Below are 22,414 nucleotides of genomic sequence, written 5' to 3'. Positions count from 1 at the left end.
GTAAAATCTTAAAAAGTGCGGTCATTTTTCATTGAGAATTTTATGACTGACATTCAAACCCAGATTAACAATCTACGCAAAACCCTGCGTCAATACGAATATGAATATCACGTTTTGGATAATCCAAGTGTGCCGGATAGCGAATATGATCGCCTTTTTCATCAGCTCAAAGCCTTAGAATTGGAGAATCCCGAGTTAGTGACTTCTGATTCTCCTACTCAACGTGTCGGCGCTAAACCGCTTTCCGCTTTTCGTCAAATCCGTCATGAAATTCCCATGCTCTCTTTGGATAATGCTTTTTCCGATGAGGAATTTTATGCCTTTGTAAAGCGTATTGAAGATAGGTTAGGGGAGTCATCTTCGCCTCTCACATTTTGTGCAGAACCCAAACTTGATGGACTTGCTGTGAGCATTTTGTATGAAGACGGTGTGCTGACCCAAGCGGCAACCCGTGGCGATGGTACAACGGGCGAGGATATTACATTAAATATTCGTACCGTTCGTAATATCCCTTTGCAGTTATTGACTGAAAATCCACCAGCACGATTAGAAGTGCGGGGCGAGGTATTTATGCCTCATGAAGGGTTTGAGCGTTTGAATGAACACGCCCTTGAACACGGCGAGAAAACCTTTGCCAATCCGCGCAATGCCGCAGCGGGATCGCTACGCCAGCTCGATCCGAAAATCACCAGTAAGCGCCCACTCGTATTAAATGCTTACAGTGTCGGCATTGCAGAAGGTGTGGATTTACCTTCTACCCACTATGAACGTTTACAATGGCTAAAATCTATTGGTATTCCAATAAATCCGGAAATCCGTCTTTGCCATGATGCTGAAGAAGTGTTGGCGTTTTATCACGCTATGCAAAATAAACGTAGCAAGCTTGGCTATGATATTGATGGCACCGTGTTAAAAATTAATGATATTGTCCTACAAAATGAACTGGGTTTTATTTCCAAAGCCCCCCGTTGGGCGATCGCCTATAAATTTCCGGCACAAGAAGAATTAACGGTATTAAATGATGTGGAATTCCAAGTGGGACGCACAGGTGCAATTACACCGGTGGCAAAACTTGAACCGGTATTTGTCGCAGGTGTTACGGTAAGTAACGCAACCTTACACAATGGTGATGAAATTGCACGTTTAGATATTGCCATTGGCGATACGGTGATTGTTCGCCGTGCCGGTGATGTGATTCCACAAATTATTGGTGTTTTGCGTGAGCGTCGCCCTGAAAATGCCAAACCGATTGTTTTCCCGACAAATTGCCCGGTGTGTGATTCACAGATTATTCGTATTGAAGGTGAAGCCGTGGCGCGTTGTACCGGCGGGTTATTCTGCGAAGCACAACGGAAAGAAGCCTTAAAACATTTTGTTTCACGCAAAGCCATGGATATTGATGGCATAGGCGGAAAATTGATTGAGCAGCTAGTGGATCGTGAGTTGATTCATACGCCTGCTGATTTGTTCAAACTTGATCTTAATACTTTGACCCGCCTAGAACGAATGGGAAAAAAATCAGCGGAAAATGCCTTAAACAGCCTCGAAAAAGCTAAACATACCACTCTCGCCCGTTTTATTTTTGCTTTGGGGATTCGCGAAGTGGGCGAAGCCACGGCATTAAATTTAGCCAATCATTTTAAAACCCTTGAAGCCTTACAGAATGCCGATTTTGAACAGCTCCAACAAGTACCGGATGTGGGGGAAGTTGTGGCTAACCGCATTTTGGCATTCTGGCGTGAACCTCATAATGTCGAAGTAGTGAAAGACCTTCTTGAACAGGGGGTACATTGGGAAACGGTGGAAATCAAAGAAGTGAAAGACAATCCATTCAAAGGCAAAACCATCGTCCTCACCGGCACCCTCACCCAAATGGGACGCAACGAAGCGAAAGCCTTATTACAAGAAATGGGCGCAAAAGTCAGCGGATCGGTCTCCGCCAAAACGGATTTCCTTATCGCCGGCGAAGCCGCAGGTTCAAAACTGACGAAGGCGCAGGAATTGGGTGTATCGATACTGACGGAAGAGGAATTTCTGGCACAGATTTAATGTTTAACCGAGAAAATTTAACTTTTACTTAAAAAACGCCTCAAAAAATCACCGCACTTTGTCTTGATGGTAAAGTGCGGTATTTTATTATTTCGGCTAATTGGGTTCATAAAAGAGTTGCATATTATAACTGACAATAATTTGCCCAACTGAATTTTCACTGAAGGTGATTGTATAAGGTTGCGAACCTTTGTCAGTGACTAAGTCTGCATGACAAACTAATTGCTTATTATCCCTTTTAACCGTTTCAACATTTTTTATATCGACGACTTCCTGAGGAAGATAATAAGTATAGTTATTGATGTAACTCTCATTAAATTGTTGTCTGAACTCCAATTCAAGCCAATTAGGATTTAATAAAGAAATTTCTCTTATAATATGTTTTGCATAACATTTTTTAGGAAGCTTTTTCAGATAACGTGAAGTATTTGATTCCGCATGTGAATAAATAGAAAATAAACACAGAGCAAGAGCTAATATTTTCTTCATTTTAGCCACTCACTATTCGTTATCAAGAACACTGACTTCATACATACCTTTTTTCTCATTCTGCCATTTTATATTATAAATGATAGTTTCTTCCAAGGCGTTTGAAAGCATTATATCTGCGGAGCATACTCTAATTTTATTTTCCTTATTAAGACCTTTTTCAATAATATTCTTACTGGAAATAAATTTTGCTTCTTCTCCCTTCTCTTCAAGAAGTTCATTGATAATTTGGCTTAAAAGAGATTTAACATCCTTCTCATCGCATTTAGGAAGATCTTGTGTTAAGCAGCCGGATAATAAAAAAGTCGCTATAAGGGTAGAAACCAAGAATGTTAATTTTTTCATGATATTATCCTTTAGGGTAAGCGCCGTATTTGTTATCGCCCTTTTGACTATCTAAGCACGCAAAGACGAGTAAAACTATTAAGCCAATTAATGGTACAAAACTAATCAATACCCACCAACCGCTTCTATTAGTATCGTGTAAGCGTCTAACTAAAACAGCAAGACCAGGAATAAGTACAGCGAGGGTATATAATCCGCTTAGAACACCGAAACCGGTTTCATAATTAACTAAACCCAAAGCTCCATCAAGAATCGTTAAAACTATATAAATAATGAAATTGAATAGAGTAAACATCCAATATTCTTTACGTCTTGCCCGACCACTAAAGGTTGCATAATTTTTTAGTACCGAAAGATACCAGTTCATATAAAATCTCCATAAAAGGTTGGTTAAAAAGAGGCTTTATTTTAAAGGAGCTCAAAAAATGCTACAATCCACAGAGTTTATCCTTTACCTCCCCAGTTAAGATCCTTTACCCCCAATAGTTGTGGTGCAATATGAAAGTAAATGAAAAAATCAAACTACTCAGAGAAGATCGTCAATGGACGCAAGAAGAAATGGCTCAAAAATTAAGCATGACGACGAAAGGCTATGCCAAAATTGAGCGAGGCGAAACCATTTCTAATTTACCTCGTATTGAACAAATTGCCGAAGTATTCGATATGGATATTTGCGAATTATTGGCGTATGGGGAAGAGGGAAAAATATATATCAACAATACGGATAACAATCTGACTAATTCTTTTATTTCTCTGGGTAATAGCAGTGATGAAGTCCAACGCCTACAACAAATTATTTTTCATAAAGACGAATTATTGGCTCATAAAGAAGATATTATTGAAAGCCAAAAACGTGAACTCGCTCTTCTAAATCAATTGATTGAATCCCTAAAAAAATGAAAATCCACCTTCTTTGAAGGTAGATTTTTTACTGTGATTTGTCAGAAGTCTGATTTTCTATATTTTATAGCAAAAATTTACGCCCGTAATTTGATTGTGCCACGTTCAAGTTGTTTTGCCAAACATTCTTTTGAGGCGCTGATTTGTTTACCGAAACGTTGGTAAATACGGCGTTTGAATTTTGCCAATAAGCCGGCTTTTGTTGCTTTTTCCGTACCGAATAGTTGTTGAATGTGTCGGCTAATAGCCTCTAATTCTTGTGACGCGATGCCGGTTTCCGCTTTTTGTTATTGTTCATTTAAAAATTTTGCTAACGCTTCTTGCTCTTCAATTGCGGTAAGTTTCAGCTGATCAATTCGTTGCATTAAATCCGTCATATTTGCTAAATTTTTCATTTTTTCTCCTTGTGTAAAAATAGCTTTATTATTAACCGCACTTTGTAAAGTGCGGTTGGTTTTATCATTATTTTTTAATAACTTGTTTTACGTCAATTTCCGTGTTGTTCCATTCTTTATCCACTTTTCCGATGATTTGGATCTGATCTTGAGGATTCACTGTGATGCCGTTCCACACTTTTTTATCGATTTCAATTTGAATTTCTTGACCGATGCCGTCTTTAAAAATAAAGTCTTTTTTACCCAATTGTTTTACAATTTGCCCTTCTAAACGAACAGGTGTGTCATCGTTGGCTTTTAGTGCATCGGAAACGGTTTTAACAACCGCATTTTCATTAACGAAACCTTGTTGCACTTGTGAGGCTGAACCATTGTTAAATCCTTGTGCTAAGGCAGCGCCACAAACGGCGATCGAGGATAATGCGATAGTGGTAACGGTCAGTAATTTTTTCATAGTTTGTTCTCCTAAATAGAATAATTATCAGATTGAGTGAAAGAATTGCTTTCGAGCGTATTAAATCATTTAAATCTTAATCTTTTCTTAAGCTCCCTATATTTAGTGAATATCGAATTGCTTGTTTGCCTTCCGATGTGTGTATTAAAACAAAGAAATCTTAAGCAAAGGTTAAGGGAGGTAAAGGTTTTGAAAATGAAAAATCACGTCAATGTATCCTTTGAAGTGCGGTTAATTTTGTGAATGTTTTACATTTTATAAAAATTTCTTGACCCTGTACTCACTACGGACTTTACACTTGCGTCAAATTAAATAATGAAAAAGGGTTTATCATGGAAAATACTTTTGTAAAAAAAGATCTACATAGTGAACATCAACATTCACACACGCCGAAAGATAAAAAAATTCTGGGTATCAGTTTGTTGATTATCACAGGTTATATGGTGGTGGAATTTTTAGGTGGTTATTTTTTTAACAGCCTTGCCTTAATGGCAGATGCGGGGCATATGGCGAATGACAGTTTGTCGCTTATGTTAGCGTTAATTGCACTCTTTTTAAGTGTGAAATGGCAAAAATGGTTTGCCTTATTAAATGGCGCTTCATTAATTGGTGTGGCAATTTGGATTTTATTGGAAGCCGTAGAACGTTGGCAATCGCCGACAGAAATGATTGCATTGCCAATGTTGAGTGTCGCGGTTGTGGGGCTTTTAGTGAATATTTTAGTGGCGTGGATAATGCTTAAAAGTAATCAGGATAATTTGAATGTCCGTGCGGCGTATTTGCACGTCTTGGCTGATTTATTCGGTTCGGTGGTGGCGATTGTGGCAGGATTAAGTGCATACTTGCTAAATTGGCAATGGGTTGATGTAGTGGCGAGTGTCATCTTGAGTTTATTGGTATTACGTAGTGGCGTATCCGTAGTATGTCAGGCATTCAAAGCATTGCGTGATAATTCTGAAAATTTTTCAGTGGAAAATCACGATCATTAAATAATGTTATTCGCTAAAACTGTATCAAAGGTAAGTTGAGGAATGCAATGAAAGTCAATGAATTAAGCCTTCGTACCGGAGTAAACCTTGAAACCATTCGTTATTACGAAAAACAGGGGATTTTGCCCGAACCCAAACGGGCGACAAACGGTTATCGTCATTATGATGAGGAAAGTGTTACATTGCTAAACTTTATCAAGAAATGCCGTACGTTAGGTTTTTCACTAGAGGAGATTCGTGGACTGAACCGTTTGAAATTCGGTTTAGCCGATCATTATCAAGCTGATCAAATTGTGTTAAAACAGCTTTCACAAGTGGAAGAAAAAATTACTCAGCTATTGGAAATCAAAACGTTTTTACAATCTATTGCAACAGCGGAAGAGCATAGCGAAGCGGAGTGTAAGGCAATAGCAGGATTGGAAGGCAAGCTCAATTTTTGATGAATGTTTTATAAAGTAAAAAGGAATCCCATTATTTGGGGTTTCCTTTTTTAACAATAAAAATCTACGAAAAATTGACCACACTTTATCCTGCAACTGCCGGTAAATAGCCTGCTTGAATCAAGAACGGAATCACCATAATTATAATACCTATAATTAATGCTGCCGTTAATGCGAGGTTTCCACCCATCACCCGATAGGGAAGATTAGGACTGACTTGACGGGTTCGCCAAGCTAAACCGATAGGTAAAATCAAGCAGTAAAAAGCACATAATAGACCGGCATAACTTAAGGCGGAGATAAAGCCCTCTGGGTAAAATAACGCAAATACCAATGGCGGGGTAAATGCAGTAACGGTTAGTGATAGACGATTGTGCGGTAAATGATAACGTTTGAATAAATCGACTAATCCCTCAAAAACACCAAGCATAACGCCAAGAAACGAGGTGATAAGTGCAAGAGCAGAAAAAATACGCACCACTTCCCCCATCATATTTGAGCCGGTGATTTCTCGCACTGCATTGACTAAACCGTTTAATGTTGGCTCTGCTTGTAAGATCCGTACAAATTCACTTTGGCTCAATACGCCATGGGTAGCGAGTTGCCATACTAAATAGGCAAAGAGAGGAATAGCCGTTCCGATAAGAATCGCTTTTCGGAATTGGCGAACGTTGCCGTTTAAATAACTGTTCACACTTGCCATAATGACGTGGAAACCGAAAGAGGTGAAAAAAATCGGTGAGGCAGAAATGACAAAGGCGTAATTAAGAGGGAGAGCCATAAGATTATCTGTTGCTACTTTTGGTAGCATCATAAATAACACAAAAGCGAAAGCGAGTAATTTACCGATGAATAATAGTCGTGTGATGCCATCGACCCCCTTTGTGCCAATCACGACAAAAGAACCCAGTACGACGGTGAAAAGAATAATCGCCGTTTGAAGTGACATGGCTTCCATACCAAATGCAGTGGGTAAGCCTGAAAGTAAAGAACCGCCGCCGGTAATATATGCTGCCGAAAGTGCATAAAGCAAAATCAACAAACTCAACGTAGCGAGAATACGTCCGGGTACGCCAAAATATTTTTCTGCCAATGTTGCTACGCCATCATTAAGTTGATCTGCGGTTTGGTACACTTCGACAAATAGCAATCCGCTATAAACAAGTAAGGTCCAAAGCCCTATAAGTAATAATACCGTGTAACCAAAGCCCATTCCTGCCGACGTCAACGGCATGGCAAGCATTCCTGCACCAATGGTTGTTCCGGCGATAATTAAGGCACTTCCGAAAGTTTTATTTTTTAGCATAACACTGACCTTATATTTCTATGTTGTGTTTTAAAATGGCGTTAAAAACGTGGTTAAATTTGACCGCACTTTTCTTTGTAATGATAGCGGCAGACGGAAAGGTAGGTATCATTTCCGCCAATTTGGATTTGTTCGCCCTCTTTTACGACATCACCCTCTTCAGTGAGACGAAGGACAAAATTCGCTTTACGTCCGCAATAACAAATGGTTTTAAGTTCTTCCAATTGATCCGCCCAAGCGAGCAAGTATTTACTCCCTTCAAATAATTCTGCTTGGAAATCGGTGCGTAACCCGTAGCACAACACAGGGATGTCAAGCTTATCAACGACATTACTCAACTGATATACCTGTGGTTTGGTGAGAAATTGGGCTTCGTCAATCAGCACGCAATGAATTTTTTCCTGTTGTAAATGTTGGCTAATTTCATGAAATAAATCGGTACCGGCATTAAATAAACTCGCCTCTTGAGAAATGCCGATACGGGAAGTCACTTTTCCCACTCCAAAACGATCATCAATGGCTGCCGTATAAACCAGCGTATTCATATTGCGTTCACGGTAGTTATAGGAGGATTGCAGTAAGGTAGTGGACTTACCGGCATTCATAGTGGAATAATAAAAATATAATTTTGCCATTATTTAATTACCCATTTCCAAATGTGGTAAACCAAGAAACCGGTAAAAGGAGGCAAAGCGGAGAGCAAAAAAGTGCCGTAAGTGGTTCCGCCGCCTACTTGCTGACCGACTAGAGTGAGGAGATTAACAATTTCATCACTTGGTGTAGTAAAAACCCATATGCCAATTATGACTAATACAGTAAAGCAAGCAATACCGGCAGCACGCATGGCTCGGAATTTAATATCTATCATGTTTTTCCTTAAATTGTTGAAAGTTCAGTCATTGGCCAACGAGGTTTAACCTCTATCTCCAATTCATCATACTGACCCTGTTTCAAACGTAAAAAACCGGTGTAGGCAATCATTGCACCATTGTCAGTACAAAATTGAGGTTGAGGATAGAATACTTCGCCTTTTAAATCTTTCATCATTTTTTCTAAGGTTTCACGTAATTTTTTGTTTGCACTTACACCACCGGCGATGACTAGACGCTGATAACTCGTATCCTTTAAGGCTCGTTTGCATTTGATCGCCAATGTATCAATCACCGCATCTTGAAACGCATAAGCAATATCCGCTTTGGTTTGTGCCGTTAGTTCTCCTTCTTCCTTTATAGCTTGATTGACCGTATTGGCAGCAAAAGTTTTTAAACCGGAAAAGCTAAAATCCAACCCCGGACGATCCGTCATTGGGCGAGGAAAGTTAAAGCGGCTTGGTGAGCCTTTTTCGGCTAAACGGGACAATGCAGCACCGCCGGGATAATCTAAGCCGAGCAATTTAGCAGTTTTATCAAAGGCTTCACCAGCTGCGTCGTCAATGGATTCGCCAATGACGTTGTACTTTCCCACACCCTCTACTTGTACTAGTTGGGTATGCCCGCCCGAAACTAATAAAGCGATAAAGGGAAAGTGCGGTCGGTTTTCATCTAACATTGGTGCAAGTAAATGACCTTCCATATGATGTACCCCGATTGCCGGCACATTCCACGCATAAGCAAGAGCGCGGGCAATAGTCGAGCCGACCAGTAATGCGCCCACAAGCCCCGGTCCACTGGTGTAGGCCACCCCATCAATTTGATCGGCGGTTAAATTTGCTTCGGCTAGGGCTGCTTGAATGAGCGGTGCTGTTTTGCGGATATGATCGCGTGAGGCAAGTTCCGGCACTACACCACCATAGTCGGCGTGAAGTGCGATTTGTGTGTAAAGTTGATTTGCAATTAAGCCTTTTTCTTCATCATAAATTGCCACCCCCGTTTCATCACAGGAGGTTTCAATTCCCAAAATCTTCATTGATGTTATTAATTTACTTTCTAACTTTCTAAAATGAGGCGTGATTTTACCTTGTTTAGCTGTTTTTAGCCAGTTGAAACTACGAAATTCAACAAGGTTGAAAATTCTCCACTTTACTTTTGCCCTAAAAGTAGATTAGAATTGCGACCTTTATTGAATTTGTCGCATTTGCGGCAGAAATAAAATTTAAAATTGCAATTAAATTAAACTCATTGAGGTGATTGGCTTATGCCTGTAATTAAAGTACGTGAAAACGAATCATTTGACGTAGCTTTACGTCGTTTCAAACGCTCTTGCGAAAAAGCGGGTATCCTGGCGGAAGTTCGCGCTCGTGAATTCTACGAAAAACCAACAACAGTTCGTAAACGTGAAAAAGCAACACTTGCGAAACGTCACGCTAAACGTAACGCTCGTGAAAATGCGCGAAACACCCGTTTATACTAATTTGTAGTATTTTAACTCGAGTTAACGCAAACCGTGATTCCTTTGGCATCACGGTTTTGTTACATTTCAAATAATGTAAAAAATACCCCAAAAATTAACTGCACTTTCACATCATATTCAAGGAGGCAAAAGCGATGAAAGGCTTAATTCCACGCCCGTTTATTGACGATTTGCTGACAAAGTCCAATATTATTGATGTGATTAATTCTCGTATAAAGCTCAAGAAGGCCGGGCGGGACTACCAAGCTTGTTGCCCTTTCCACCACGAAAAAACGCCGTCTTTTACTGTGAGTGAAAAAAAACAGTTTTACCATTGCTTCGGCTGCGGTGCTCACGGTAACGCGATTTCCTTTTTGATGGATTATGACAAATTAGAATTTGTCGAAGCCATTGAAGAACTTGCGGCAATGGCAGGATTGGAAGTGCCTTATGAAAAACGTAATGGTTCAGCTAATCAACGACCACAAGCAAGTTATCAGACTAAACGTAATCTATATGAATTAATGCAAGAAATTGCTAAATTCTACCAAACGCAGTTACCCTTGAATATTCCGGCACAAAGCTATTTACAACAGCGCGGGCTTTCAGCCGAGATAATTGAACGATTCCAAATCGGTTTTGTACCGAATGTGATGGATAGCGTTCTACGCAAGTTTGCTGTAAATCGTGAAGAACAGCAAAAATTGTTCGATCTCGGTATGCTTTCACGCAATGATCGTGGCAATATTTATGATAAATTCCGTAATCGGATTATGTTTCCTATTCGGGATAAGCGTGGGCGTACGGTAGCATTCGGTGGGCGTGTTTTGGGTGATGAAAAGCCTAAATATTTAAACTCGCCGGAAACTATTACGTATCATAAAGGTAGTGAACTTTACGGTTTATATGAAGCGTTACAGATGAATGATGAACCGCAGAAATTGCTGGTGGTTGAAGGCTATATGGATGTTGTGGCGTTGGCTCAGTTCGGCGTGGATTATGCGGTTGCCTCTCTCGGTACTTCAACAACATCGGAACAAATTCAGCTGCTTTTCCGATCAACAGAACAGATTATCTGTTGTTATGATGGTGACAGAGCTGGGCGAGATGCGGCATGGCGTGCATTGGAAAATGCTTTACCTTATTTAGAAGACGGGCGACAAATTAAATTTATTTTTTTGCCCGATGGAGAAGATCCTGATACCTACATTCGTCAATACGGTAAAGCGAAATTTGAAGAATATATCGAAGGTGCGCAATCACTCACAGAATTTTTGTTTGCTCATTTAAATCCACAAGTGGATTTTTCTACTAAAGAGGGACGGGGAAAGTTAGTAGCACTTGCTGCACCGTTGATTCGACAAATTCCGGGTGAAGCATTGCGTTTATCTTTACGCAATACATTGGCTCAAAAATTAGGGATTTTTGACGAATCACAACTGGAAAGTCTAATTCCTAAACAAGTGGAAAACCATAGGGCAACGAGTGCTGACTCGCAGCCTAAAATGAAACAAACGCCAATGCGTGTGCTAATTTCGCTTTTATTGCAAAATACGCATTTGGTTAACCGGATTACCGAATCCGGTCTCATGGCATTACGGGCGGAAGCCGGCTACGATTTATTGGAAAAATTGACCGCACTTTGCCAAACACGGGAAGGAATTACAATTGGGCAAATTCTGGAACATTTCCGTGATACAGAATATTATCGAGCCCTTGAAATTCTGGCAACATGGGAGCATTTACTAGATGATACGGAAATTATTAATGCTTTTTCACAAAATTATCGTCGTTTAAACATTCAGGCTATTGAGCGGGATATTGAAATGCTCATTGCTAAAGAACGATCTGAAGGATTAACCGAACAGGAGAGACAATTGCTCGTCACACTACTTACAAGTAAAGAAGAACAGAAAAAACAGTTAGTTAATCCCCAGTAACAATGATAAAATCCTTCGCTTAAGCGAAAAATTCATCCACAAAATAATGCGACACGAGTATGAAAATGGAACAAAACCAACAATCTACTGCTGAACAATATTCAGAGCAAATTGAACAACTAATGGAATTAGGTCGTACGCAAGGTTATTTAACCTATGCGGAAATTAATGACTTATTGCCGGAAGATGTGATTGACCCAGAATATTACGATAAATTGTTACAAACCTTGCAACATGATGCAGGTATTCCGGTGTTGGATGAACCGCCGGAAAGTGATGACATGATCTTAAACGATACCATTCCGGATGAAGATGCAGTGGAAGAAGCCACACAAATTCTGTCGAATGTTGAATCTGAAATTGGTCGTACAACCGATCCTGTTCGTATGTATATGCGAGAAATGGGGACGGTAGATTTGCTGACCCGTGAAGATGAAATCAGCATTGCTAAACGCATTGAGGAAGGTATTGATGAAGTTCAAACTTCAATCGCGGCTTATCCGGAAGCGCTTTCGGATTTATTGGCACAATATGATCAAGTGGAAGAAGGGCTGGTTCGACTTGCCGATCTTATTACCGGTTTTGTAGATCCGAATGCGACAGAAGAAGATACGCCTGAACTATCGGAAGACTTTGATGAAGACGAAGAAAACTATGGCGCAAACAGCGATGTGGATGATAGTGAAGAGGAAGAAGATGAAGGGGATTCCGCTTCAGATAAGAGCGATTCGGATAACAGTATTGACCCAGAAGTTGCGCGTGAAAAATTTACAGCATTAAAAGAGCAACACACAAAAACGCTTGATGCAATTACTAAATATGGTCGTAACCATAAAAAGGCACAGGAGCAAGTGCTTATACTTGCCGAGATTTTTAAACAATTCCGTCTTGTCCCGAAACAATTTGATCAGCTCGTTTTATCAATAAAAAACATTATGAAACGTGTGCGTGCCGAAGAACGCCAATTACAAAAAGTATTGGTTGATATTGCAGGTATGCCGAAAGATGAATTTGAAACCATTATTATTAAGTTCGGAAGCAATGATGCTTGGTTGGATAAAGCGTTGAAATCATCCAAGCCATGGGCGAAGCGTTTAACAAAATATGAAGAGCGTGTTCGCCAAGCCCTTGCAAATTTAGTGACATTTGAAGAAAACTCAAAATTGACGATCCAACAGATGCGTACAATTTGTGATGCGGTGGCACGTGGTGAACAAAAGGCACGCCGTGCGAAAAAAGAAATGGTAGAAGCAAACTTACGTTTGGTTATCTCTATCGCTAAAAAATATACCAACCGTGGTTTGCAGTTTTTGGATTTGATTCAAGAAGGTAATATTGGTTTGATGAAAGCTGTGGATAAATTTGAGTACCGCCGCGGTTACAAATTTTCCACTTATGCAACTTGGTGGATTCGCCAAGCCATTACACGTTCTATTGCGGATCAGGCGCGTACTATTCGTATTCCGGTTCATATGATTGAAACCATCAATAAACTGAATCGTATTTCTCGCCAAATGTTGCAAGAAATGGGGCGTGAAGCGACACCTGAAGAATTGGCGGATCGTATGGGAATGCCGGAAGATAAAATTCGTAAGGTATTGAAAATTGCTAAAGAACCGATTTCTATGGAAACGCCAATCGGTGATGACGATGATTCACATTTAGGTGATTTTATTGAGGATAGTACGCTTGAATCACCGTTAGATTCTGCTACTGCTCAGAGCTTGAGAGTGGCGATACAAGATGTATTGGAGGGATTAACACCACGCGAGGCAAAGGTGTTACGTATGCGTTTCGGTATCGATATGAATACTGACCATACCCTTGAAGAAGTAGGTAAACAATTTGATGTAACGCGTGAACGTATTCGCCAAATTGAAGCAAAAGCTTTACGTAAACTTCGTCATCCAAGTCGCTCAGAGATCCTGCGTAGTTTCTTAGATGCTTGGATGCATAATTAAACTTATTGAAACGATAAAAGGCAACCGGAAGGTTGCCTTTTTTATAAATATTCTTTACTAATAAAAATAAAATAGCACCCCAAATTTAATTTGAGGTGCTGAAATAAGACTAAAAGTGCGGTCGAATTTCACTTTGTTTTATCAACCTACGACAAAAGGTAGATAACCGGCACGGATTGCAAAGGGAATAGACGTAATCAGCACACCAAGTACGAGTACAACAAACAAGGTTAAATTTCCTCCCCACACGCGGTATGGAAGCGATGGGTGAATGCGACGGGCTTTCCATACAAGGCTGACCGGTAATACCACGGCATAAAAAGCAAACATTTGACCGGCATAACCTAATGCCAAGATGAAACCTTCCGGATAGAATAAGGCGAAAGCAAGTGGTGGAACAAACGTGAGTAAGCCAAGGGAAATTCGCCCTGTGGAAATATTAAAGGATCGTTTTAATAAATCCTCGATACATTCTAATAAACCTAACCCTACACCTAAGAAAGATGTCACCAAAGCTAAAGTGGAGAATAATTTGACCGCACTTGTGATCACATTACTACCCGTGATGGCAAGTGTCGCTTTTACCAAGCCGTTTAGTGTGGCATCTTCTTTTAATATCTGTAAAAACTCATTTTGAGTGAGTAAGCCGTGGGTGGAAAGTTGCCATAAAATATAGGCGCCAAGAGTAATGCCCGAACCGACTAAAATCGAAATGCGTAATGCTTTCACATTTCCACCTAAGTATTTATTCAAACTTGGAATAGAACCGTGGAAACCGAAAGCAGTAAAAAATACAGGACTGGCTGAAATGATCAGCGCATTATCGATTGGCATGGCTAATAAATTATCCATCTTAATTTCCGGTAACATTAATCCGAGTACCACCATAAAGGCAGCAAGCATCACAAAAAATAGTAGGCGATTAATTTTATCAACACTATGTGTACCGATCACAATAAATGACCCAAAAACGATTGTGAATAATAAGATACTCACTTTATTACCAAAGCTTTCCGGCAATAAATCCTTTAATAAGGAACCGCCACCGCTAACATATGCTGCAATTAAAGCATATAAGAAGATAATGAGTACCGCAGTAGCAACGACACGCCCAAATTTTCCGAAATATTGTTCTGCCAGTGTACCGATACCTGCATCGCTTTCAGCGGTTTGGTAAAGCTCTACAAACAATAAAGCCGTAAAAGTGAGTAATGCCCAGAGTGCTAATAATAAAACCAGTGTGAAACTAAAGCCGATTCCGGCGGAGGTAAGGGGCATTGCCAGCATCCCCGCTCCAATCATTGTGCCGGAAACCAGCAACGTGCTACCAACAGTTTTGTTCATTTTTCTTTCCTTGGGTGTAACTTAAAATTTGCAAGGATTGTATTTTAAAGTTTACACTGTGTAAACCTCTTATTTATAAAAATATTTTTAGAATTCATTACGCTTTATCGTTACAATAACCGATAAATCAACTAAGACATAAAATTGGGAGCTCTTATGATTTATAGTATGACCGCCTTTGCACGCCTTGAACTGAAAAAAGATTGGGGTGATGCGGTATGGGAAATTCGTTCGGTGAACCAGCGTTATTTGGAAAATTTCTTTCGATTACCGGAACAATTTCGTGGCTTGGAAAATGCTTTACGTGAAAAACTTCGTCAAAATTTGACGCGTGGTAAAATCGAATGTTCTTTACGTATTGAAAGCAAAAAACAAACGAACAGCGAACTTAATATTAATCGGGAATTTGCAAGCCAAGTGATTCAATCCTTGCAATGGATTAAAGAGCAGGCAGGCGAGGGAGAAATTAATTTAGCTGATGTATTGCGTTATCCCGGTGTAGTAGAAGCACAGGAACAGGATTTAGATGCGATTAGCCAAGATTTATTGAGTGCTTTTGATGAGCTGCTGAAAGAATTTATTGCCATGCGTGGTCGCGAAGGGGAGAAATTACAAACGATCATTCAGCAGCGTTTAGATGCCATTGGTATAGAGACAGATAAAGTGCGGTCACAAATGCCGGCAGTTTTACAATGGCAACGCGAGCGTTTATTACAGCGTTTTGAAGAAGCAAAAATTAGCCTTGATCCACAGCGTGTCGAACAGGAGATGGTTTTATTGGCACAACGGGTGGATGTCGCAGAGGAGCTTGATCGTCTGCAAATGCACGTAAAAGAAACCGCTAATATCTTAAAAAAGGGTGGAGCTGTCGGGCGTAAATTGGATTTTATGATGCAAGAACTTAACCGTGAATCTAATACCTTAGCATCTAAATCTATCAATGCTGATATCACCGCCTCAGCGGTTGAATTAAAAGTATTAATCGAGCAAATGCGTGAGCAAATTCAGAATTTAGAATAGGGGAACGGGATGGCTCAATTTATTCAACTGAATCAATACCAACTGATAGAAGCACAGGGCACAGATGCAGAAAAATATTTGCAAGGGCAACTTACTACTGATGTAGTGGGATTGGCTAGTGGTGCAACGACGATCACCGCACATTGCGATCCGAAGGGGAAAGTGAATGCAATTTTTCGTTTATTGAAAGTCAGTAGTGAACAGTTTTTTTTATTAGTGAGAAAGGATTTATTACCAAGTGCGCTGGAAGCATTGAAAAAATATGCGGTGTTTTCTAAAGTCAGCTTTTATTTACACGATTGGCAGATCGTCGGTGTAATCGGTGAAAAATGTGGCAAAATTCAACCGCACTTCACACTGGAGATTGATGAACAACGAGCAATTTTACTCAATGAAACCTCATTGGCGGTGACTTTCAATGCCGATGAAAAAGAGTGGGATATTGCCGATATACAAGCCGGAATTCCCCATTTGAGTGCAACGATGCAAAATGAATTTATTCCTCAGGCAATGAATTTACAAGCCATTGAGCAAGCAGTTTCTTTTACTAAAGGTTGTTACATTGGGCAAGAAACTGTTGCACGAGCCAAGTATCGTGGTGCAAACAAGCGTGCGATGTTCATTCTAAAAGGTGAAACTCAAGAAATACCGGAAATCGGTAGTGAAATTGAAATGCAGCTTGAAAGCTACTGGCGTAAAACCGGTACAATTATAAGTGCGGTTAATATTGATGGCGTTCTGTGGTTACAAGTGGTGATGAATAATGATATTAAGACAACTCAAACCTTCCGTTTGCCGAAAGACGATTGTATTCTGACCCTTCAACCTTTGCCTTATATACTCAATTAAAATGAATGCAAAGTATTATATCGGAATTATGTCCGGTACGAGTTTGGATGGCGTAGATATTGCGTTAGTGGATTTTAGTTTATCTAAACCCAAATTGGTGGCATCGGATTTTACTCCTATGCCAAATGATTTGCGTGAAAAAATTACTACACTTGTGCAATCAGGTGAAACGACGCTGAAACAGTTGGGAATGTTAGATCATCAACTAGGTCTTCTTTATGTGGATTGTGTAAACCATTTTTTACAGTCTAGGAAGCTCCTAGCGGAACAGATTCAAGCCATCGGCTGCCATGGACAAACGATATGGCATTCACCACTGGGGCGATTTCCTTTCACAATGCAAATCGGCGATATGAATTTGCTCGCCGCCCGTACCGGCATTACCACCGTAGGGGATTTCCGCCGCAAAGATATGGCATTCGGCGGACAAGGCGCACCGCTTGTGCCGGCATTTCATCAAGCTATTTTTTTTGACCCGAATTATGCCACCGTAGTGCTAAATATAGGGGGAATAAGCAATGTCTCTTTATTGATTCCGAATCAGCCTGTAATGGGATTTGATACCGGCACGGGGAACACGTTACTTGATCAGTGGATCGAAAAACATCTCGGCATACCTTATGATAAAAATGGTGAATGGGCGGCAACAGGGCAGATCAATGAAGTATTGTTAGATAATTTGTTAGAGGAGTCTTTTTTCCGACAACCTCCACCTAAAAGTACGGGGCGGGAATTATTTAATTTGTCCTGGTTAGAACAAAAAATTCAAAATATTACAACAAATTCAACCGCACTTTTACCACAAGATATACAGGCAACCTTGGTGGAGTTTACTGTTAGCAGTATTGCCGCAAGTTTGAATAGTATTGATACGACTTTACCAAAACGGCTGCTGGTTTGTGGTGGCGGAGCGAAAAATAAATTCATTATGCAACGCCTTGCAAACAGTTTACCAAACTGGGAAATTTACACGACCAATGAATTTGGTATGGATGCGGATTATGTGGAAGCCGCTGCCTTTGCGTGGCTGGCTTATCGAAGAATGAATCATCAAACAGGTAATTTACCTGATGTTACCGGTGCGCAACGTGCAGTGGGATTAGGTGCTATTTTTCCGATGTCTTAAATAATGGTGACAGAATGATCTAAGCCCATAGAAATCGTCATTCGTTGTGAATGAGTTTATTCACGGATTGCCTATTTCCAAATAAAAATAAACTAGAATTTAACCGCACTTTATGGTATAAATCGCACCGCTCTTTTTTCCATAAAAAAGGGCAGATTTTTAACTTAAATAACACACACATATCATCAAGGCTTCATCGGGGTGCCAAACGGTCGATAAGCTGATATGTGGAGGCTCAACCCCAATTAAAAGGAAAAATATTATGGCACAAGTTTCAATGCGCGATATGATCAACGCGGGCGTACACTTCGGACACCAAACTCGTTACTGGAATCCACAAATGAAACCTTTCATTTTTGGTGCGCGTAACGGTGTTCACATCATCAATCTCGAAAAAACCTTACCTTTATTTAACGAAGCATTGGCGGAATTAACCCGTATTGCGAGCAATAACGGTAAAGTTTTATTTGTTGGTACAAAACGTGCGGCATCAGAAGCAGTTCAAGCTGCAGCATTAGACTGTCAACAATATTATGTTAATCACCGTTGGTTAGGTGGTATGTTGACTAACTGGAAAACAGTACGTCAATCAATTAAACGTTTAAAAGATTTAGAAGCTCAATCTCAAGACGGTACCTTCGATAAATTAACCAAAAAAGAAGCGTTAATGCGTACCCGTGAGATGGAAAAACTTGAATTAAGCCTTGGCGGTATCAAAGATATGGGCGGTTTACCGGATGCGTTATTCGTAATCGGTGCTGACCACGAACATATCGCCGTAAAAGAAGCGAATAATCTTGGTATCCCTGTATTTGCTATCGTTGATACCAACTCTACTCCGGCAGGCGTTGATTTCGTTATCCCGGGTAACGATGATGCGACCCGTGCGATTCAACTTTACTTAACAGCAGCAGCTGCCGCAGTAAAAGAAGGTCGTGGCAATGAAGCAGCGGTTACTGAAGAATTAGCGGCTGCGGTGGAAGCAGAATAATTTAAGTTTTGCAATAAGGCGAAAGCCCTTATTAATCAAACGATTAATTGGCACAGGGGCGAGAAATTGCCCCTGTATTTTTATCTAAAAAGTTCGGTGAAAAATAACCGCACTTTCAGACAGAGGATTGGAAAAATGGCTGAAATTACAGCAGCATTAGTAAAAGAACTTCGTGAGCGTACCGGTGCAGGTATGATGGAATGTAAAAAAGCATTGGTTGAAGCGAACGGTGATATTGAATTAGCGATCGATAATATGCGTAAATCCGGCCAAGCAAAAGCAGCGAAAAAAGCGGGTCGTGTGGCAGCTGAAGGCGTTATTATTGCGCGTGTTGAAGCGGGTTTCGGTGTCTTAGTAGAAATGAACTGTGAAACCGACTTTGTAGCAAAAGATGCTGGTTTCTTAGATTTAGCTAACGAAGTAGCTGATTATGCTGCGGCGAATAAAGGAACGACTATTGAGCAATTACAAGCACAATTTGAAGAAAAACGTGCAGCATTAGTAGCGAAAATCGGTGAGAATATGACAATTCGCCGTGTCGCTTACTTAGAAGGTAATGTTATCGCTCAATACTTACATGGTGCGAAAATCGGTGTATTAGTTGCCGGTGAAGGTTCAGCTGAAGAATTGAAAAAAGTTGCGATGCATGTTGCTGCATCTAAACCTGAGTTCGTCAATCCGGAAGATGTTTCTGCCGAAGTGGTGGAACACGAACGTCAAATCCAAATCGACATCGCAATTAATTCCGGTAAACCAAAAGAAATCGCAGAAAAAATGGTTGAAGGTCGTATGAAGAAATTCACCGGTGAAGTTTCTTTAACTGGTCAAGCGTTCGTAATGGATCCTTCTCAATCTGTGGGCGACTACTTGAAATCAGTTAATACCTCAGTGTCTAACTTCATTCGTTTAGAAGTGGGTGAAGGTATTGAAAAAGTAGAAGAAGATTTTGCGGCAGAAGTGGCGAAAATCACTGGCGGTAACGCTTAATCCTTCTATTTTAAAAGATTAAAAAAGCCGATAAATTAATATCGGCTTTTTTATTATTTGCGTTTTAGACGAATATCAATGGCGGGATCATCTCCTTTTTCGTATTTTTCATCGATCCGTTTTTGTAACCCAAAATCATCTTTATCCGCTTCAGGAGATTCAGGAGAAAATAAATCTTCGTCCCTTGTGAGTTTTGGATTTTTGATGCCTATCCAATTTGCGATGCCTTCCACAAAATTCAAACCGGATTTAAACGCCTTATACTCTTTACGTTCAGTGTCATCAGATGCGATTTTAAATAATGGAACGTTATGATGGTTACGGCTAAAGCAGTTTTGATTGAACAGCATCACATTATTTTTTTCATCTTGCTGATGGCATAAGCCGTGATCGGCAAAATAAATCATTGAAAAAGTGCGGTGATTTTTTTGTGCGTTTTCTTGTAATTGCTCATAAATGCGTTTTAAAAATTCATCAGTTTTTTTGATGGAAGAAATGTAACAGTTTAAATAAGCATATTTAGGCGCAATTTCATTATCTTTAAACATTTTCGGATAATCCTCCACTCGGTCACAAGCCAGCGGATGAGAACCGTAAAGATGCAAGACGATGAAACGTTTACCTTCTGTCTGGTTTTTCAGTATTTGGGTGAATTTCGGTAATAAGTCAAAATCGCTATAATTAGTGGAGTTGAAGCTCCCCCCTTTTTTTAAGAAGAAGGTTTCATCAGATTTTGCTGCAAGAGAGGAAACCGGCGTATCAAATTCACCCAGTAGCCCTTGATTGGATAACCAATAGGTTTTAATGTCGGCAGATTTAATGAGATCGACTAAACTTAAATCATAATTCGGTTCCCATTTTTCTTTGTTTGGCTGCGTGAGCATTAAGCGTAGAGATGCAATTGTATTGGTACCGGCAGACTGGAATCCATTAATCAGCGTACCTTTTGCATTTGACATAAAAGGTGTATTTTCTACGGGATAACCATAGGCATGATGATAATCTTGGCGTGCACTTTCGCCGATAATTAGCACATAATCATCGTAGCGGGAATGTTCTAGCGTTGATTTTCCCCAGTTATCTGTGAGTGACATTTGTTTGAGTTTGTTGACTTCATCATAAATTTTTAAAGCTGAATTGATGCTTTCTTTCACAGGTTCGGCGAGAGGAAGATGATAAGCAAAGAGTAATGCCGCTAATGTGATAAAGGCTTTGTTACGATAAAATTTAATGCCGAATTTGACCGCACTTTTATATTGTACAAACACCAATATCGGAATAGCAAAGGCAATGAAATAGCTACTCAGTGGAATTTGCAATAAAAATTCTTTGGTTTCTAACATATCTGTCGCAAATACGGAGGCGATATATTGATAACTTGGTGCACCGAAATTGAGACCGACAGGGGCGTAAACCGCATGAACACAAGCGAGCGGCAATAAAATAAAATAGAACGTTTTTTTACTGCTACTCAATAAAAGAATAAGGGTGGTAGCGAGTAAAGTCAGCCCAATGTCGGGCTGAGGAAACATACCTGAGCCCATTAATATGAAATAACCTGCCACCATGGTGCAAATAAAAATCCAAAGTGCGGTTAAAATCAGCAGTATTTTTGGCGTATTCATACTATCTCTAGGAGAGAAACAAATGCGCCTATTATCCAGTTTTCAATAAGAATTTCCATCTTTAATATCTTCACTCTTGCACAGTTATTCTATAAAATAAGCCAACTTTTTAGCCCAAAAGGAAAAGACAATGAGCCAACCAATTTACAAACGTATTTTATTGAAATTAAGCGGTGAAGCACTACAAGGTGACGAAGGGTTTGGTATTGACCCATCAATTCTCGATCGTATGGCGTTAGAGGTCAAAGAATTAGTGGAAATGGGCGTCGAAGTTGGTGTCGTGTTAGGTGGAGGGAATTTATTCCGTGGCGCAAAATTAGCGAAAGCCGGTATGAACCGTGTGGTTGGTGACCACATGGGTATGCTTGCGACTGTGATGAACGGTTTGGCAATGCGTGATGCGTTACACCGCGCGGATGTGAATGCAAAATTAATGTCTGCTTTTCAGTTAAATGGTATTTGCGATACCTATAACTGGTCGGAAGCGATTAAAATGTTACGGGAAAAACGTGTGGTCATTTTCTCTGCGGGAACAGGTAGTCCATTTTTCACGACTGATTCTGCAGCTTGTTTACGTGGGATTGAAATTGAAGCCGATGTCGTGTTGAAGGCAACCAAAGTTGATGGTGTGTATGATTGTGATCCGGCTAAAAATCCACAAGCAAAATTATATCAACATCTCACTTATGCCGAAGTGATTGATAAAGAATTACAGGTAATGGATTTAGCGGCATTTACTTTGGCCCGTGACCACGGTATGCCGATTCGCGTATTTAATATGGTTAAACCCGGCGCATTACGCAATGTTGTACTTGGTACAACGGAAGGAACGACGATTTGCTAATTGAATAGGATTGGTGAATTGAACTAGGAAAA

General features: G+C 40.1%; 23 protein-coding genes. 13 read left to right on the top strand and 10 right to left on the bottom strand.

Annotated elements, in window-relative coordinates; all coding sequences use genetic code 11:
• Positions 1-42 precede the first annotated feature (42 nt).
• A complete protein-coding gene (gene ligA, locus A3GE_RS0106945) occupies positions 43-2,049 on the top strand; it encodes an NAD-dependent DNA ligase LigA (RefSeq protein WP_018356535.1) in 2,007 nt (668 codons plus the stop codon).
• 96 nt (positions 2,050-2,145) lie between these two features.
• Here the strand turns inward: ligA and A3GE_RS0106940 are convergent, their stop codons facing one another.
• The 3 genes from A3GE_RS0106940 to A3GE_RS0106930 are packed head-to-tail and all read right to left on the bottom strand — an operon-like array spanning position 2,146 to position 3,250.
• On the bottom strand, positions 2,146-2,547 hold the full coding sequence (locus tag A3GE_RS0106940; RefSeq protein ID WP_018356534.1) for a hypothetical protein: 402 nt from the start codon (positions 2,545-2,547) through the stop codon (positions 2,146-2,148).
• Between the two features lie 3 nt (positions 2,548-2,550).
• A complete protein-coding gene (locus tag A3GE_RS0106935) occupies positions 2,551-2,883 on the bottom strand; it encodes a hypothetical protein (RefSeq protein WP_018356533.1) in 333 nt (110 codons plus the stop codon).
• Between the two features lie 4 nt (positions 2,884-2,887).
• A complete protein-coding gene (locus A3GE_RS0106930; RefSeq protein ID WP_018356532.1) occupies positions 2,888-3,250 on the bottom strand; it encodes a DUF805 domain-containing protein in 363 nt (120 codons plus the stop codon).
• A 131-nt stretch (positions 3,251-3,381) separates the two neighbouring features.
• Here A3GE_RS0106930 and A3GE_RS0106925 point away from each other — a divergent pair, with 131 nt between their 5' ends.
• A complete protein-coding gene (locus A3GE_RS0106925) occupies positions 3,382-3,783 on the top strand; it encodes a helix-turn-helix domain-containing protein (RefSeq protein WP_018356531.1) in 402 nt (133 codons plus the stop codon).
• A gap of 462 nt (positions 3,784-4,245) precedes the next feature.
• On the opposite strand, the gene A3GE_RS0106910 is transcribed toward A3GE_RS0106925, so the two are convergent.
• Positions 4,246-4,632 (bottom strand): YgiW/YdeI family stress tolerance OB fold protein, encoded by a 387-nt coding sequence (locus A3GE_RS0106910; protein ID WP_018356528.1) that lies wholly within the window; start codon positions 4,630-4,632, stop codon positions 4,246-4,248.
• Between the two features lie 332 nt (positions 4,633-4,964).
• Between A3GE_RS0106910 and A3GE_RS0106905 the strand changes: the two genes are divergently transcribed.
• Both A3GE_RS0106905 and A3GE_RS0106900 read left to right on the top strand, forming a co-directional pair.
• Complete coding sequence (locus A3GE_RS0106905) at positions 4,965-5,621, top strand: cation diffusion facilitator family transporter (protein ID WP_018356527.1); 657 nt, start codon at positions 4,965-4,967, stop codon at positions 5,619-5,621.
• A gap of 47 nt (positions 5,622-5,668) precedes the next feature.
• A complete protein-coding gene (locus tag A3GE_RS0106900) occupies positions 5,669-6,061 on the top strand; it encodes a MerR family transcriptional regulator (RefSeq protein WP_018356526.1) in 393 nt (130 codons plus the stop codon).
• Positions 6,062-6,146: 85 nt separating this feature from the next.
• Here A3GE_RS0106900 and A3GE_RS0106895 read toward each other — a convergent pair whose 3' ends face one another.
• Genes A3GE_RS0106895 through tsaD form a run of 4 tightly spaced genes read right to left on the bottom strand, consistent with a single transcriptional unit; the run spans position 6,147 to position 9,272 of the window.
• A complete protein-coding gene (locus A3GE_RS0106895; protein WP_018356525.1) occupies positions 6,147-7,367 on the bottom strand; it encodes an aromatic amino acid transporter in 1,221 nt (406 codons plus the stop codon).
• A gap of 53 nt (positions 7,368-7,420) precedes the next feature.
• Positions 7,421-8,002, bottom strand: a complete 582-nt coding sequence (locus A3GE_RS0106890) for a thymidine kinase (RefSeq protein WP_018356524.1) — start codon at positions 8,000-8,002, stop codon at positions 7,421-7,423.
• Positions 8,002-8,235 (bottom strand): hypothetical protein, encoded by a 234-nt coding sequence (locus tag A3GE_RS0106885; protein WP_018356523.1) that lies wholly within the window; start codon positions 8,233-8,235, stop codon positions 8,002-8,004. Before A3GE_RS0106885 ends, A3GE_RS0106890 begins: the two co-directional genes overlap by 1 nt.
• Before the next feature lie 8 nt (positions 8,236-8,243).
• Positions 8,244-9,272 (bottom strand): tRNA (adenosine(37)-N6)-threonylcarbamoyltransferase complex transferase subunit TsaD, encoded by a 1,029-nt coding sequence (gene tsaD / locus A3GE_RS0106880; RefSeq protein ID WP_018356522.1) that lies wholly within the window; start codon positions 9,270-9,272, stop codon positions 8,244-8,246.
• Positions 9,273-9,500: 228 nt separating this feature from the next.
• Here tsaD and rpsU point away from each other — a divergent pair, with 228 nt between their 5' ends.
• The 3 genes from rpsU to rpoD all read left to right on the top strand — a co-directional run bounded on the left by rpsU (position 9,501) and on the right by rpoD (position 13,596).
• Complete coding sequence (gene rpsU, locus A3GE_RS0106875) at positions 9,501-9,716, top strand: 30S ribosomal protein S21 (RefSeq protein WP_018356521.1); 216 nt, start codon at positions 9,501-9,503, stop codon at positions 9,714-9,716.
• 134 nt (positions 9,717-9,850) lie between these two features.
• Positions 9,851-11,635: a DNA primase gene (gene dnaG / locus A3GE_RS0106870; RefSeq protein ID WP_018356520.1), complete on the top strand. Its 1,785-nt coding sequence runs from the start codon at positions 9,851-9,853 to the stop codon at positions 11,633-11,635.
• A 65-nt stretch (positions 11,636-11,700) separates the two neighbouring features.
• Complete coding sequence (rpoD, locus tag A3GE_RS0106865) at positions 11,701-13,596, top strand: RNA polymerase sigma factor RpoD (protein WP_018356519.1); 1,896 nt, start codon at positions 11,701-11,703, stop codon at positions 13,594-13,596.
• 141 nt (positions 13,597-13,737) lie between these two features.
• Here the strand turns inward: rpoD and A3GE_RS0106860 are convergent, their stop codons facing one another.
• Positions 13,738-14,940, bottom strand: a complete 1,203-nt coding sequence (locus A3GE_RS0106860) for an aromatic amino acid transporter (RefSeq protein WP_018356518.1) — start codon at positions 14,938-14,940, stop codon at positions 13,738-13,740.
• 156 nt (positions 14,941-15,096) lie between these two features.
• Between A3GE_RS0106860 and A3GE_RS0106855 the strand changes: the two genes are divergently transcribed.
• The 5 genes from A3GE_RS0106855 (at position 15,097) to tsf (ending at position 19,913) form a co-directional block, all read left to right on the top strand.
• Positions 15,097-15,960 (top strand): YicC/YloC family endoribonuclease, encoded by an 864-nt coding sequence (locus A3GE_RS0106855; protein WP_018356517.1) that lies wholly within the window; start codon positions 15,097-15,099, stop codon positions 15,958-15,960.
• Between the two features lie 9 nt (positions 15,961-15,969).
• A complete protein-coding gene (gene ygfZ, locus A3GE_RS0106850; protein ID WP_018356516.1) occupies positions 15,970-16,809 on the top strand; it encodes a CAF17-like 4Fe-4S cluster assembly/insertion protein YgfZ in 840 nt (279 codons plus the stop codon).
• A gap of 1 nt (position 16,810) precedes the next feature.
• Entirely contained in the window at positions 16,811-17,935 is a 1,125-nt protein-coding gene (locus A3GE_RS0106845; protein WP_026215426.1) for an anhydro-N-acetylmuramic acid kinase, read from the top strand.
• 262 nt (positions 17,936-18,197) lie between these two features.
• Complete coding sequence (gene rpsB, locus A3GE_RS0106840; RefSeq protein ID WP_018356514.1) at positions 18,198-18,926, top strand: 30S ribosomal protein S2; 729 nt, start codon at positions 18,198-18,200, stop codon at positions 18,924-18,926.
• 135 nt (positions 18,927-19,061) lie between these two features.
• The gene (gene tsf / locus A3GE_RS0106835) at positions 19,062-19,913 is read left to right on the top strand and encodes a translation elongation factor Ts (protein ID WP_018356513.1); all 852 of its coding nucleotides are present in this window, start codon (positions 19,062-19,064) and stop codon (positions 19,911-19,913) included.
• Between the two features lie 53 nt (positions 19,914-19,966).
• Here tsf and A3GE_RS0106830 read toward each other — a convergent pair whose 3' ends face one another.
• Positions 19,967-21,538, bottom strand: a complete 1,572-nt coding sequence (locus tag A3GE_RS0106830; RefSeq protein ID WP_018356512.1) for a phosphoethanolamine transferase — start codon at positions 21,536-21,538, stop codon at positions 19,967-19,969.
• 130 nt (positions 21,539-21,668) lie between these two features.
• On the opposite strand from A3GE_RS0106830, the gene pyrH reads away from it, so the two are divergent.
• Entirely contained in the window at positions 21,669-22,382 is a 714-nt protein-coding gene (gene pyrH, locus A3GE_RS0106825; protein ID WP_018356511.1) for a UMP kinase, read from the top strand.
• The last annotated feature ends 32 nt before the right edge of the window (positions 22,383-22,414 follow it).

Source organism: Rodentibacter pneumotropicus DSM 21403 (genome assembly GCF_000379905.1).
Classification (GTDB): domain Bacteria; phylum Pseudomonadota; class Gammaproteobacteria; order Enterobacterales; family Pasteurellaceae; genus Rodentibacter; species Rodentibacter pneumotropicus.
This window is presented reverse-complemented; position numbering and strand designations above follow the sequence as displayed.